Origin of the sequence: Caballeronia sp. LZ028 (assembly GCF_031451415.1) — a bacterium.
GTDB lineage: Bacteria > Pseudomonadota > Gammaproteobacteria > Burkholderiales > Burkholderiaceae > Caballeronia > Caballeronia zhejiangensis.
Genome location: NZ_JARUXN010000004.1, coordinates 137,277 through 151,076, shown reverse-complemented (window position 1 = coordinate 151,076; position 13,800 = coordinate 137,277). Strand labels below are relative to the sequence as shown.

Here is a 13,800-nt window from a genome sequence, read left to right as displayed (position 1 = left end):
CCGTTTTTTCGTGTGAACGGTGAGCGCTCAGGCCGCCCGATCCCGCACCCATGCGACGTACTTGTCCATGAACGTCTGCAGATATTTGCGCGTGTCTTCGCTCACGATATTGCCGTTTTCGTCGATGCGCTTTTCGTCGTGCTTGATGTACATCTCCGGCTGATTCATCAGCACGATGTCGAGGTACGCGCACACGCCGCGCAGATGCGACTGCGCGATCGCCGTGCCGATCGCCCCGACCGACGTCCCGATGATCGCGCCCGGCTTGCCGCCCCACGCGCTTTGTCCCCACGGACGCGAGCCCCAGTCGAGCGCGTTCTTCAGCACACCGGGAATCGAGCGGTTGTATTCCGGCGTGACGATCAAGAGGCCGTTTGCTTCGGCGATCTTCTGCTTGAACGTGCGCGCGGCTTCGGGAAAGTCGCTGTCGTAGTCCTGGCTGTACAACGGCAGGCTGCCGATGTCGAGAAACTCGAACGAGAAATCGCCCGGCGCGAGCGACACCAGCGCATGCGCGAGCTGCTTGTTGAACGAACCCTGTCGCAGACTGCCGACGACCACCGCGATCTTTAAGGCCATGAGATCTTCCCCGTCAAAGGTATGAAAAGGCGGATGAAGCGTTCCGGACAACGCCGTCCTCGCGACGACGCGCGTGCACATGATAGGCGCATCGCGGGTCGGCCGTCTTCATGCGCGCAGTCAATCGGGACTATTTTTGCGATGAATCGAGCAATGTACCTCGCGCCGCGCCACTACGCGGTTCACAGTGAGCTATCCCCATGGTTATCCACAGTTTCTGTGGATAAGTCGAGAGTAACTTTCATTCCGATAATTTTCTGATTCAACCACGAAACAAAGCGCCCCAAGTCGCGCAAAAAGGTCGTACGAATCGGAACGCATCCTTGCTGATCGCGTAAAAATCTCCGCATTAAGTGAGCGATTACTTGCCATCGCGGGCCCGCATTCATCCACTCTGAACAACAATGTGTTGGCTCAATCAGTATTTTTGTCCAATAGGAATCCTCCTAGACTGCCTCTCAAGCGTCGGCCCCGACGCACACGCATCCAGGAGATTCAAATGAAAAGCTCATTGATCGGCGGTCTCGTTTTGTCGGCGCTTCTCGCCACCGCGCCCGCTTTTGCGCAATCGACGCCTGTGGGCAAGACCCGCGCCGAAGTGAAAGCGGAGCTACAGAGCGCGCGTCGCGCGGGCGATCTGGATGCGGTCAACGCGCTGAGCTATCCGCAATTGCGTCCTTATCAGGAACGGCACGCACAGCTTCAGGCCGGCGTGCGCGACGGTTCCAGCGCGCACTGAACAGCAGCGATTTCGATAATCAGAGGAAGCAGTCTGAACTGGCCCTCCTCCACCGTCGGAATGAAGGTGGTTCGCCCGGTGCCCCCGCGCCGGGCTTTTTTTCGCGGTCAGAGCAAAGCCGCGTTCAGTACGCGTAGCCCGCGATGATGAGACCGAAGACCGGCAGCATGATGGTGAGCTCCGAGGGAAAAAGGTGAGACGTTTCGGGAGCCTCCCCACGGTGAGCCAGCCGATACAGCCGCGCCTCACTTATAGCCGGATCATCGGGATCGCGAAGCAATTTCGGCAGCTCAGTCACATTCTTAAGTGGACCACCCAAGCCATTGTTCTTTAACGCATTCGACTTGCTTGACCACGATGCGGCGCGGCATGTACTTCGAGCCGCCCGGTCATCGTTTCGAAACGCGCCGGCTTCGGCTACGCGACGCGCTCCGCTAAAGGTGAGCAGATTCGGGAGTCAGGAAAAGGCCTTGTCGCCAGGCCGCGGCCCAGGAATAAAACCCAGTCGGCACAGCTACTTGCGCTTCCCGCGGTTATTTACCCGCGTCATGGATATGCCTTGAGGTGAGGAAATTCGGGAGCCACTCGGCGGACGGAACGGCACTTGCTGCTCTGTCAGCCCTCGTACTTCTCACCCACCCCGGCAACATGACCATCAAAAGACCTTGGGCATACGGCGCTGCGGCGCTGGCTCTGATCGGCGGCGTCGCGACGCTGGCTGCATGCGCGTCGAACGGGCCGCGCCCAAGCGGCAACGACAACGTGCCCGAACCGTCGAAGGCCGTCGACATCGATCGCTATCTCGGTCACTGGCACGAGTTCGCGCGTTACGAAAATCGCTTCGAGCGCAATTGCGAAGCCGTCACGGCGAACTACGCGCGTCGCGAGGACGGGCTCGTATCCGTCGTCAACGCGTGCAGGCAAGGCGGGCTGAGCGGTCCGTACCGGTCGGCGGAAGGACGCGCGAAGATCGTCCCCGGATCGAATGGGACGAAGCTGAAGGTGTCGTTCTTCGGTCCGTTCTACGTCGGCGACTACTGGATTCTCGATCACGCCGACGATTACACGTGGTCCATCGTCGGCGAGCCGACCGGGCGTTATCTGTGGATTTTGACGCGCGAGGCGAAGCCTTCGGCGGAGTTGCGTCGCACGCTGATCGAGCGCACGCGCGCGCTCGGTTACGACGTCACGATGCTGCGCGAAACGCAGCAAGGCTGACTTTTCAGCTTGCCTTGCAAGCGACGAGCAGCGAGTTCTGATTGTTCTCGGTCGACTGGCCAAGCACGTCGTAGCCGTTCGGACAGAGCGCCTTCGCGTTGTCCGTGCAATTGCGCCATCCGCCGTAGGCGGGGCATTGAATCTGTTGCGTCGGACGCCCGTCGGCGGAGAAAAGCGGCGGCGCGCTGCTGCATCCGGCGAGCGCCCACGCGCTGCCCGCCAGCATGATCGAAAGGCCGAGTTTTCTGCCGAGTTCCGTCGCGCTTTTCATCCGCTACCCCTTTGATTCTTGGTCGTTATTTTTCGATTTCGGGAGTATGCCACGCGAAGCTTTCGCGACAATTCGCCTGTTCGCAAAAGTGCGTCAGACGGCGATGCCGAGCGCCGCGATCTTCTTGTACAACGTCGCCCGTCCGATGCCGATTTTCTCCGCCGCATCCGCGACCCGACCGCCGCTCGCGCGCAACGCATCCGAGAGAAAGCGCCGCTCGAAATCGGCCATCGCGTCGGCGTACGACACGTTCGGCGGCTCGTCGCCTTCCTGGGCGACGGGTTCGGCCTGCGCCGCGATCGCCACTCGCCCCGCATCGATGAACGCGGAGAGCGCGCGGGCGTCGATGTGCTCGGTTTCGGACAGCATCAACGCGCGTTCGAGCGTGTTGCGCAGTTCGCGGACATTGCCGGGCCAGGAATACGCCTCGAGCAGTTGCAGGCCATCTTTATGCAGCACGAAATGGCCGACGTGCCCCGGCCGCGTATCGGCGGACAGGTCTTCGAGGATCGCGTAAGCGAGCGCTTCGATATCGGCGAGCCGGTCGCGCAACGGCGGCGCGTGGATCGTCAGCACGTTCAGCCGATAGAACAGGTCCGCGCGAAAGCGTCCCGCCGCGACGAGCGCGGGCAGATCGGCGGAGGTCGCCGCGATGATGCGGACATCCGCGCGCACGATGCGATTCGAGCCGAGCGGCTCGAACTCCTTGTCCTGCAGCACGCGCAGCAGCTTGCCCTGAAGCGGCAGCGGCATATCGCCGATTTCGTCGAGGAAAAGCGTGCCGCCATCGGCGAGTTCGAACTTGCCGACGCGCCCTTTCCGCTCCGCGCCCGTGTACGCGCCCGCCGCCGCGCCGAAGAACTCGACTTCGAGCAGCGTGTCGGGGATCGCCGCGACGTTGACGGTCACGAGCGGCTTACCCGCGCGCGTCGACGCGCCGTGGATCGAATGCGCGAGCAGTTCCTTGCCGGTGCCGGTTTCGCCGAGCAGAAGCACGGGCGAATCGACGAGCGCCGCGCGCCGCGCCTGACGTTTCACTTCGAGACTGACCGGGCTCGTGCCGACGAAGCTCGAAAACGTATACTTCGCGCGCCGCGCCTGCGCGAGCGACTGGCGCGTCGCGATCAGTTCCTGCTGCACGCGCGAGTAATGCGCGAACAGCGGCGTGAGCGCCTTCATCTCGTCGAAGAGCGCGAAGCCGATCGCGCCGACCGTCGCGCCGGAGTCGTCCTTTAGCGGCAGACGCGTGACGACGAGCGGCTCGCGATCCGTTTCCAGCACGTCGAGCAGAATCGGCTTGCCGGTCGCGACGACCTCGCGCATCAGGCTGTTCGGAATCACCGCTTCGCAGTCGAGTCCGATCGCGTCGAGCGGATCGTCGAAGCCGAAGCGCGCCGCGTAGCGCTTGTTGATCCACACGACGCGCGCGTCCGCGTCGACGATGAAGGTGCCTTCGCTCAGATTCTCGAAGGTCTTGAAAAGCGACTCCATCGCGCGGCGCATCACGTCGCTGTAGTCCGCCGGCACGTTGATCCAGTCGTTGCGCATGACGCCCGAAGTCTCCGTTTTCTCCATATCGAGACGACTATCTCAATCCGGAGACGCGCCCGCTATCCGCATCTGCACTAGTTCTCAATGCTGTATGCAGCTGTTTCGATAGACGAGGATGTCTCCGTTTGGAGACATTTTCCTGAAACCTTGCGATGTCATCTTCCCCTGATGCCTGTCGCGCCTGAGTTTCAGCACACTGGCACGGAAAGTGCATTTTGCACGCGCGGTGCGTTATCCATGCGCCGGCAGCGCTTCCAGAAGAGGCGCGCTGACAGTTTCAAAGAACAACCATCACGGAGACTCAATGTCGTTCATCATCGTGCTCGCCGCCCTGGCGTTCCTGATGCTCGCCGCCTATCGCGGCTACAGCGTCATTCTTTTTGCGCCGATCGCCGCGCTCGCGGCCGTCCTCCTCACCGATCCCGCTGCCGTCGCGCCCGTTTTCTCCGGCATCTTCATGGAGAAGATGGTCGGCTTCGTGAAGCTCTACTTTCCTGTGTTTCTGCTCGGCGCGGTGTTCGGCAAGGTCATCGAGCTGTCGGGATTCTCGGAGTCGATCGTCGCCGCAGCCATTCGATACATCGGCAAGTCGCGCGTGAATGCGGTGATCGTCGCGGTGTGCGCGTTGCTCACCTATGGCGGCGTGTCGCTGTTCGTCGTCGTGTTCGCGGTGTATCCGTTCGCGGCTGAGATGTATCGGCAGAGCAATATTCCGAAGCGTCTGATGCCGGGCGCGATTGCGCTGGGCGCTTTCTCGTTCACGATGGATTCGCTGCCGGGCACGCCGCAGATTCAGAACATCATCCCGACGACGTTCTTCAAGACGACTGGCTGGGCCGCGCCGTGGCTCGGCGTGATCGGTTCGCTGTTCATTATCGTCGTCGGCCTGGCGTTTCTCGAATGGCGCCGGCGCTCGGCGATGGCCAAGGGCGAAGGCTACGGCACGTCGCTCGTGAATGAGCCGGAGCGTGTGGAATCGACGTCGCTGCCGAATCCGATGCTCGCGATCGCGCCGCTGATTCTCGTCGGCGTTGCCAACTTCGCGCTGACGAAGTGGATTCCGACGTGGTATGGCGCGAGCTATACCGTGCCGCCGGAAGTGCTGCCGGGCGTGCATGCGCCTGTCACGACGGCTGTCAAAACCGTCGTCGCGATCTGGGCGGTGGAAGGTGCGTTGCTGCTTGGCATCGTGCTCGTTCTGCTGACCGCGTTTTCGCGCGTGAAGGAGCGGTTCGCGGTGGGGACGCGGGCGGCCGTTGCGGGGGCGCTCCTCGCGGCGATGAACACGGCTTCCGAATATGGCTTCGGTGGTGTGATCGCGGCTTTGCCAGGGTTTCTCGTGGTCAGCGATGCGCTCAAGAGCATTCCCAATCCGCTCGTCAATGCGGCTATCTCCGTTTCGTCACTCGCGGGGATTACGGGGTCTGCTTCCGGCGGGATGAGTATCGCGCTTGCTGCCATGTCGGATACGTTTATCGCTGGCGCTCAAGCTGCACATATTCCTTTGGAAGTGCTGCATCGCGTTGTGGCTATGGCCTCCGGTGGTATGGATACGCTGCCGCATAACGGTGCTGTTATTACTCTTCTGGCCGTGACCGGGCTCACGCATCGCGAGTCTTATCGCGATATTTTCGCTGTGACCATCATCAAGACTTTGGCTGTGTTCTTTGTTATCGCAGTTTATTACGCGACCGGCATTGTTTGATTTTTTTCGGTTTATGCCGGATCCTGCCGGCGCAACCTAAGTTTGAGTTTGCGGTCAAACTTAAGTGAAGAGAGGTCGAAAAGAGAGGTACAACTTACCTCTTTTCGCGCTATCCCGACCCTTTTTACTCTGATTGTCCCCTCGCGACTACTGTCCGCGAAGCGACACGGCTTCGCGAGTCCAATGCTTCCCTAAGTTCTAACACCTGAGCGCTGCGTTCGATGCGTCGCTTAGACGCTTACGTATAAAGATTGACGCGCTACGCTCGTTTCGAAGTTGTAGGCGCTGATAGTTTTGCCCTGACGTCCGTGCTCGTTCCTCCACCCCCTCGCGCCAAGACGCCACGTGTAAAATCTCGAAAATCTTCAAACCTTTTCAATTATGGGCAGAGCTCCCCTGTCGGCGCGAACGCGCTTAGCGAATGCAGTTTCGCAGCATCGTAACAACTGCGGGCTCAGTCAACAGGGCCTTGCCGCCGCCACCGGCATAAGTCGCAATACGATTCGCAGAATCGAGAGCGAATTGTCAAACGTGCAGCTCGATACGGTTGGTCAACTCGCTCGCATTCTGAAAGTTGACCCTTGCTCGTTTTTTTCGACTCAACATTTCGATCCACCGACGAAGAGACGAATTGACGGTCTTCGGATTTGCGTTGCTGCGAACGTGCGCCTGTATCGGGAGGAACACAGCAAAGGGCAAAATGAGATGGCGCTCGACCTCGGTTTAGCAAAGGGGCATCTAGGCCTCATCGAGCGCTCGGCGCTCAATCTCAGGATAGACACGCTGGAGGGGATTGCCGCCTACCTCCACGTGCCCTTGTTCAAGTTTTTGATGCCGCGCAAGGATGAGCGGTCTGGTAAATAAACCGACGCCGCTCGGTACGAGAACTTCCCCGTTCCTAACATGAAACATCCGCACGGACGAAACACGTAGTTCGGGGCAGCTTTTCCACTTCTACCTCGAAAATGGCACCCGCCTCTAGCCAGTTACGTCTTTCGCCTCAGCTCCGTCGTGTACAGATTTACCAGCGGTCGTCGGACGCGGCTCAAATGCCCTCTGCTGACCCAGACCATGTGTCGCCGAGCATGCGACCGACATAGAATTCGTCCAAACTGCGGGTCCGCACGCCGCGCGAACCATAGGAGAGGTCTTGGACGGATTTAAGGCGCAAGTCACATTCAATCGGCCAAAAGCGCAGGCGCAACCAGGGCCTTGTCGCTTAGAGCGCAGCCGAAATATGGCGGCTTCGCACACGTAGCTCAGTATCGGCGCTGAATTTTGCCTATCTGGGCTCCGCCGAATGCAAGCTTCCCCTCCTCTATCGCGCTTACGTTTGATGTAGCCGACCCGTGTACGTCTGATGCGACCATAAGTCGACACCGACCCAGGACCTTCCACGACGCCCAACGTCGACGACGCGAATTTCTCATGACGCCGCTGAGCTTGCTATGGCAACGCACTGGCAAGCTGAGCTTCGCCACCGAGTCCTTTTGTCCTTATCTCCACGTCGACGATTCCACCTGAATGACGCGCGAAGTTTTCGCGCGTTCGGCTTCCTATCGGTCGACTCGCAGTTTCGAAGCAATCACCTTTTCGCTTCGCATGGCTAAAACCCGGTTCTTCACTTTTTTCCGCAATCCTCCCGTGGAAGAAAAGTGTCGAACCAGCAGAACTACGATTCACCAGAATATGCATGCAGGCTTAACGTGATAGAACTCTTCGCCGGTGTAGGCGGATTTAGGCTAGGGCTCGAGCAAGTGCATGGACAGCCCTTCGCGGTATCGCTCAGCAACCAATTTGAGCCGGGTCAGAAAGCCCAGCACGCGTCTGACGTCTATGTCGCGCGTTGGGGCGAACGGAATCACATCAATCAAGATATCTTTTCTGTCCTGGCGTCCTCCGACGGCCAGAGAATGGTCCGCGAGGCCGCACCTGATGTGCTCGCGGCTGGATTTCCTTGCCAGGATTATTCAGTCGCAAAGCCGCTATCTCTATCTAAAGGTCTAGCCGGAAAAAAAGGAATTCTATGGTGGGCTATTGCGCAGCTCCTTATCCAGCGGATAAACGATGGGCAACCAATCCGCTACCTCATCTTGGAGAACGTCGACCGACTCATCGCCTCCCCGGCGACGTCCAAAGGTGCCGATTTTGCGACTGTGTTAAGCACACTACGCGGGCTGGGATATGCTGCTGAATGGCGCGTAGTGAACGCAGCAGACTATGGCCTTCCACAGAAGCGCCGGAGGGTGTTCATCGTTGCCTATCATAGCTCGACAGGGGCCTTCCATGCTATGCAACGCCATCTCGCAATCGATGGACTTTCCTGGCATCGCGAAGGCATTTTGCAGTCAGCATTTCCGAGCAAGCTCGTGCTGCCTTTGGACGGCGCAACACCTGCCCTCGCAGTGATGGACGAACCCTTAGCCACCCAGATGGCTTATCGGCCGCTATCAAACGGCAAGTCACGCTTTGCAAACAGCGGCTTCATGCTCGAGGGAAACGTGTGGACCGCTAAGACGCGCGTGATTGATATCGAAGACTATCAACCCTACACCGGAAAAAGCACGCCGATGACTTTGGGTGACGTTGTCCGAAGAACAGTCGGTGTGCCGGAATCCTTTTATATCAGCAACGAGTCTGAAGAACGCTTCCGGGCGGCCAAAGGCGCCAAACGAGTCCCGCGTAACAAGAACGGCTTCTCGTACGAATTCACAGAAGGCGCAATGTCTTTTCCAGACCGCCTTGACGCTCCCTCTCGGACCATCATCACATCCGAAGGCGGAGCAGCTGCGTCGCGTACCAAACACGTTGTTGCAACCACTGCTGGTCGACTTCGGAGGCTAGTGCCCGAAGAGCTTGAAGAGCTCAACGGATTCCCTCGCGGATTCACTGAGCACCCAAATGTTTCCGACACAAAACGAGCATTCTTAATGGGTAATGCTCTGGTTGTTGGGCTGGTGACACGAATCGGCGAAGCGTTGTTCAAACGACATATGAGCGGTGCCGAGTACGACTGAGCCAACATCGTCAACTCCGACGTTCTAGGGGCGAGTGCTCCGGTCGCCTCGTGTAGAGCGGGCGATCAACACCCAGCCCCGCCCTCGCAGCTGATTGGCGGTAGAACAGGACCTTCGCGAGCGACTGTGTCTTCCTTCCTGTGACCGCCTTCGATTCAAAGCATCGAGAATGAAGTCTGACGCGACATCTACTCGAGCAGCGTCGCCGGTCAACGGGCCGCTCCACCATGCGGAGATTCTCCATCACTCAAGGGGCGCTCTTCGCTCTAGGGTCCTAACTACGGACTTAACACGACGCGTCGCCAAGATATTGACCTGTTTAAACTCGGCGGGAACGCTTGGGATCATGCTGGCAGCAGCAAACGAGATGAGTTGCCGAGCGATAAGAACTGTAGCCAACTGGACAAACCCCTTGTCCCCGCCGTCCACCTTTCTGCGGTACTGGTCGATGGCAGTTGTCCCGACGTCCTTCGTGCGATAGGGCATGAACCAAAGGTCGCTGAGACCAGATCGGAACGCAAATCCAGCCTGTCCTGTCTTTTTAAAGTTGTCGAATATCGTCCAAAACTCTGGATCAGCTGCATCTGCAAGCCATATGAATTGCGCTGACCCTTTTTGCATTCGCAATGTCATGACGGTAATTTCGTCAAACTCAATGGCGCCAACCCGAAAGACAGAAGCGCCTTGCAGGCTGTCCAGCATCGACGGATCGACCGACGAGCCAAAAACCGGCGCCGAAGCCTTCAGCCTCTTCGCCTCCAAATAAAGGGAGGCATAATCACCGGCCCGCTCGATGGACCCGATATTCACGCCGGTAAAACCGTTGCCAACTAATGTTTCTTTAAAGTCCATCACATTTATCCCACTAATGCAGCGACACTAACTAACGCCAAAGGAGGCGAGTATATTGAACTACAACGCCCATTGCAATAGATTTATTCGCATTGATTTGCAAATAAGAGGATGCTTCGTCGGCGACCTTTATACAAAACCAAATTGATAACACTCTTCGCAAATTTTAAAGAGAAGAAAATAATGTTTTCAACAGAACCATTCCTTTACTCTCAGAGGGGTCTTACAAAATTGGTTGTCCATTGATAAACAATTGTTAATCGATATTCGAAGGTGAGATCAAGGAAAAGAGTGGCCCGTCCGCCCCATTTCCCTGACCCGGTCGAGCTCGACCTTTGAAGTTTCTGTACAAACGGACCCTTTAGTGGGGAGACGTCGTCTGCGCTCGAGCCCTGTTTCTAGCAAACCTGGGAGTCAGCCGGTCCGCATCAACGGATGCGGAGTCTCGATTTGACCCACCGATTGTTTCACCTTAGCGAAACAACGCCCTTACACGCGCGCAAACGTGCATTGTTTCGCCAAGTTGAAACAACACCAACGCGATTTTGACTCCGCAATTAGAGCGAACAGATAAATATCTGGATATTTTACTCAACATCTTGATTAAATCTCCCGCTGCCTTTAATCTGCGCCTGGTCACTCAATTCAACAGCATCGCCGTTTAAAAATATGTCTAGTACACAAATTCGCAAGTCCAAATCTGGTGTTTCGTTTGAGCAAGATGAGGACCCTGTCCGCACGGCCATTTTTAACCGCATGAAGCAGCAATCGAAGCAAAGCAATTCCTTTCGGTGCTACGTATTACCTTCGAAGGTGCTCGGTATCGTCACCACCCGGTCCATCACAGAAAATGTCATCGTCGTACCGATGCCAGGTGTCAATCCCAGTCGGATAGACAGCGGGCATTCGAGAATCTTCGCTGACGTTCATCCGCGACTCGACGGCACTCGCATTGCGTGCCTCATGCTTGCAAACGAGGTCGTTGCGCTCACAATTAACGCGCCTCATTGCGCCGACGCTAGTCTTGGCGACGATTTCCTAGTCCTTTGGGTTTTTGACAGCGACGTGCTCGGCTCAATCTATAGCATCACGGATGACGTCAACGAATCCATGTGGATTGCATCCGCGATTGAGGAAGACCACAATCCACTGACTCAAGCCGAAGTCGAAGCATGGTGTCTAGTCGCTAGGGAGAGCCGTCACATCGTTGTCTCTGAAGTGATTGACCTGAATCGCGAAGAAGACAGACGTGCATTCGAAAGCTTCGAGACAGCCTGAGAGGGGCTCGCCACATGCAAGACGACGTATGACGCGAACGTCATGACACAAGAGCCACTTGAGAGAAGCGTCCGCATGGCTAGCGGACGCGAATTCTTTCACGGAAAGCACAGCCGCGAATGCTGCCGCGTTTGACGGCCTCAATCACCGGCACGAATGTCACTCGGCGACGAAGCCTCCGCTCGTCGTCTGTGTCCTGGCAGCGCCGGCGTCTACGGCAAAAGGCCATGTCGGAGCCCCGATGCGACCGATTCACGAAAGCGGTTAAAAAGCGAGGCTACTCTCTTTAGTCATAGGCGTAGAACAGCCGAGCATCCGCACGCATCGAGCGGCACAGATTGGCCTCTTATCCATGAGCCGCAGCCGGTTGAACGTGAATCCGATAGGTCACCGCTGCCAGATAAACCTCTTACCCACGTTTTATTGTGAAATCTCATTCTTCTCACCATCGAGAGATTCTCGAACAGGCGCTCATGACAATCGTCGATATTGTCGCTGGCCTGGACGAATCAAGTGCCACTGGCAATTACCCAATCGTCCCTTCGACTATCGTCTGGATGCTGGAGATGACGACTCCAGTTCTCTTTCTTCGAATTAACGACGAGGGCCTTCTCCCCACACTGACCGAATTGGTCAAGTCGTATGCAGAGCTCAGGTCGCGCGCGCAGGCGCATCAAGCGTTAAGCGCCTATTCGCACGCTGGTGAAGTTTCGCTGCCGGGCTACACGGCGACTGCCTACCGCCTCACCTTTGATGACCTTGAGTCTACTCTTTCCGAGGCCCCTCAGTCTGCGACGCTTCTTTTCAACGACTTATTTTCTGAAGTTGCGCCGGCAACCCGTCGACGTCTCGCACAGATGGATGCGTTGGATTGGGACGGTTTCTCGCCAGAACCTATTACTGACCACAGCTTGGTGGGTGAAAGAGAAAATTTTCATCGCGAGGAGTACGAGTACTACCGATATTTTGTTGAACCATACCAAGGAGACGACCCTGTCACGGACGTCGTCGACTCAATGATGCGACACCTTATGGACGGTGATACCGGACGGCGCCAAGACTATTGGTCGAGAGTCGCCGCGCCTCGTGTAGTAAGTGCCGCTTCCCATGACTTTCCTATCTTGACGGAAAAGGTTCGTCAACAAGGCCGTATTTCTGAATTGACTGAAAAGTTGGAACGGAACATCGGCGCATTACGAGAGGCGGAACAGGTATGGCAGGCGCTGGGCGCTCCGCTCCGTGTACTGCTAGCCATTCATGCCAGTAGCCTCAAAGCGAAGGAAATTATCCGAGACGCGATTAAGGCAAGCGCCAGCTTGGCTTCGCCATGTGGACTAGACAGCGAAGTGTATTGGATGTTCTGTCGAAGACTCACCTTCGCAGCCGAACAGCATGTGCCGCCGCAGATATGCTGGGACAGCAATCCAGTGCTCGATGCAATTCGGCGCGACCCTGCGGCATTACAGACTTGCTATATCGGAAGAATCACGCACGTCGCGTGTGTTGACCCGTACCAGTCGCCCTCCGAACGGTGCCTGATAGTCCGTCTCCCCGAAATTATGCTTCAACTGATGGAAAACCTCGCCGAAGATAGGGGCATAGAGCGATTTTTCTCGCGGAGCTCGGAGAGCGAAGAACTTCATCTACATTTGACGCCCAACCGCGCATTTTGGGTCGCGGAGTCGAAACTTCTTCCTCACCTTTACAAATTTACAAATCGACTCACAGTCGTCTACGTGTTTGATGCATGCAGCGTGGTCATGCATTACGCATTCAATCCGTTCATAGATTTGCAGGAGAAACTCGATATGAAAGGCCGAGATCTGCCCAGCCTCACAATCGAATGCGGAGAATGGCGCTATGCGGCCAATTTTTACGCGTCGCGCTTGCCCGACGGAACGCAAGTCAAGCCGGCGCTCCTGAATGAGGTTCGAGAGCTCGCGGCACACTAGAGCCTTCCCGACTCACATTCAATCGCGTGTCATCACGCATTTGACGAGAGTGGGCAGAGCGACGCGCTCCAGCTCAATTTCGAAAGTGCGGAAGTGCGCCTTGCAGGAAGGGTGTGCTCCGTGGCCTTATCAAGATGGCCGGCACCCGGGCGCTCATCAACGGCATGAACTCCAGGCGCTCGGGTGTTTGCCCAGAACGCCGACAGTTCACAGTGAGCCGGACGGCGAACGGCGTGTCGCGAGGCTTGTCGTACTGCAGCAGCACCGGCCAGCTGCCCTGCACTGCTGTCCCAAATTTAAGTTCTCCCTCGACGCTATAGGTGACGATTAATTGCCGTCGAAGGCTCGTATCTGTGAAGCGTTCGATACGCTAGATGGGTCGTACGGTTCGTACCTACCCCATGAAGTGGCGCGAAAGTGCACGAGACATCGTCGCTCCACTTCCATATATTTCGTTATATCACGCGGAATAACATAACAGACGACTTACAATTCGTAGCTCACGGATGCCCAAATAGCCGATGATTGATGGCGATGCGGAGATAAAGTCGGAAGTGGTGTACGGGGGAGTTGAGGCGGGAAATTGAAGGCGGTGGTGGTTTCAGCTGAGAATCTGATTGTCGAAGTCGGAAACCAGC

At 57.1% G+C, this 13,800-nt stretch carries 11 protein-coding genes; 7 read left to right on the top strand and 4 right to left on the bottom strand.

Features of this window, described 5'->3' with window-relative positions; translation table 11 throughout:
- Positions 1-27: 27 nt before the first annotated feature.
- Entirely contained in the window at positions 28-579 is a 552-nt protein-coding gene (locus QCE58_RS23410) for an NADPH-dependent FMN reductase (protein WP_008354262.1), read from the bottom strand.
- Positions 580-1,078: 499 nt separating this feature from the next.
- On the opposite strand from QCE58_RS23410, the gene QCE58_RS23405 reads away from it, so the two are divergent.
- Together QCE58_RS23405 and QCE58_RS23400 are read left to right on the top strand one after the other, a co-directional pair.
- Complete coding sequence (locus tag QCE58_RS23405) at positions 1,079-1,318, top strand: DUF4148 domain-containing protein (RefSeq protein ID WP_008354261.1); 240 nt, start codon at positions 1,079-1,081, stop codon at positions 1,316-1,318.
- 648 nt (positions 1,319-1,966) lie between these two features.
- Complete coding sequence (locus tag QCE58_RS23400; protein WP_250521857.1) at positions 1,967-2,536, top strand: lipocalin family protein; 570 nt, start codon at positions 1,967-1,969, stop codon at positions 2,534-2,536.
- A gap of 4 nt (positions 2,537-2,540) precedes the next feature.
- Here the strand turns inward: QCE58_RS23400 and QCE58_RS23395 are convergent, their stop codons facing one another.
- Both QCE58_RS23395 and QCE58_RS23390 read right to left on the bottom strand, forming a co-directional pair.
- Positions 2,541-2,807, bottom strand: coding sequence for a hypothetical protein (locus tag QCE58_RS23395; protein WP_008354259.1), 267 nt, complete (start codon positions 2,805-2,807; stop codon positions 2,541-2,543).
- A gap of 93 nt (positions 2,808-2,900) precedes the next feature.
- Positions 2,901-4,355, bottom strand: a complete 1,455-nt coding sequence (locus QCE58_RS23390) for a sigma-54-dependent Fis family transcriptional regulator (RefSeq protein WP_008354258.1) — start codon at positions 4,353-4,355, stop codon at positions 2,901-2,903.
- 307 nt (positions 4,356-4,662) lie between these two features.
- On the opposite strand from QCE58_RS23390, the gene QCE58_RS23385 reads away from it, so the two are divergent.
- The 3 genes from QCE58_RS23385 to dcm all read left to right on the top strand — a co-directional run bounded on the left by QCE58_RS23385 (position 4,663) and on the right by dcm (position 9,080).
- The gene (locus QCE58_RS23385; protein ID WP_008354257.1) at positions 4,663-6,063 is read left to right on the top strand and encodes a GntP family permease; all 1,401 of its coding nucleotides are present in this window, start codon (positions 4,663-4,665) and stop codon (positions 6,061-6,063) included.
- Positions 6,064-6,444: 381 nt separating this feature from the next.
- Complete coding sequence (locus QCE58_RS23380) at positions 6,445-6,927, top strand: helix-turn-helix transcriptional regulator (RefSeq protein ID WP_284502571.1); 483 nt, start codon at positions 6,445-6,447, stop codon at positions 6,925-6,927.
- A 791-nt stretch (positions 6,928-7,718) separates the two neighbouring features.
- On the top strand, positions 7,719-9,080 hold the full coding sequence (gene dcm, locus QCE58_RS23375; protein ID WP_250521859.1) for a DNA (cytosine-5-)-methyltransferase: 1,362 nt from the start codon (positions 7,719-7,721) through the stop codon (positions 9,078-9,080).
- Positions 9,081-9,323: 243 nt separating this feature from the next.
- Here the strand turns inward: dcm and QCE58_RS23370 are convergent, their stop codons facing one another.
- Positions 9,324-9,932: a hypothetical protein gene (locus QCE58_RS23370; RefSeq protein WP_250521860.1), complete on the bottom strand. Its 609-nt coding sequence runs from the start codon at positions 9,930-9,932 to the stop codon at positions 9,324-9,326.
- A 669-nt stretch (positions 9,933-10,601) separates the two neighbouring features.
- On the opposite strand from QCE58_RS23370, the gene QCE58_RS23365 reads away from it, so the two are divergent.
- Both QCE58_RS23365 and QCE58_RS23360 read left to right on the top strand, forming a co-directional pair.
- Complete coding sequence (locus tag QCE58_RS23365; protein ID WP_250521861.1) at positions 10,602-11,210, top strand: hypothetical protein; 609 nt, start codon at positions 10,602-10,604, stop codon at positions 11,208-11,210.
- Between the two features lie 473 nt (positions 11,211-11,683).
- Positions 11,684-13,162 carry a hypothetical protein gene (locus QCE58_RS23360; protein WP_250521862.1) on the top strand — a complete coding sequence of 493 codons (1,479 nt, stop codon included), beginning with the start codon at positions 11,684-11,686 and terminating at the stop codon, positions 13,160-13,162.
- Positions 13,163-13,800 lie beyond the last annotated feature (638 nt).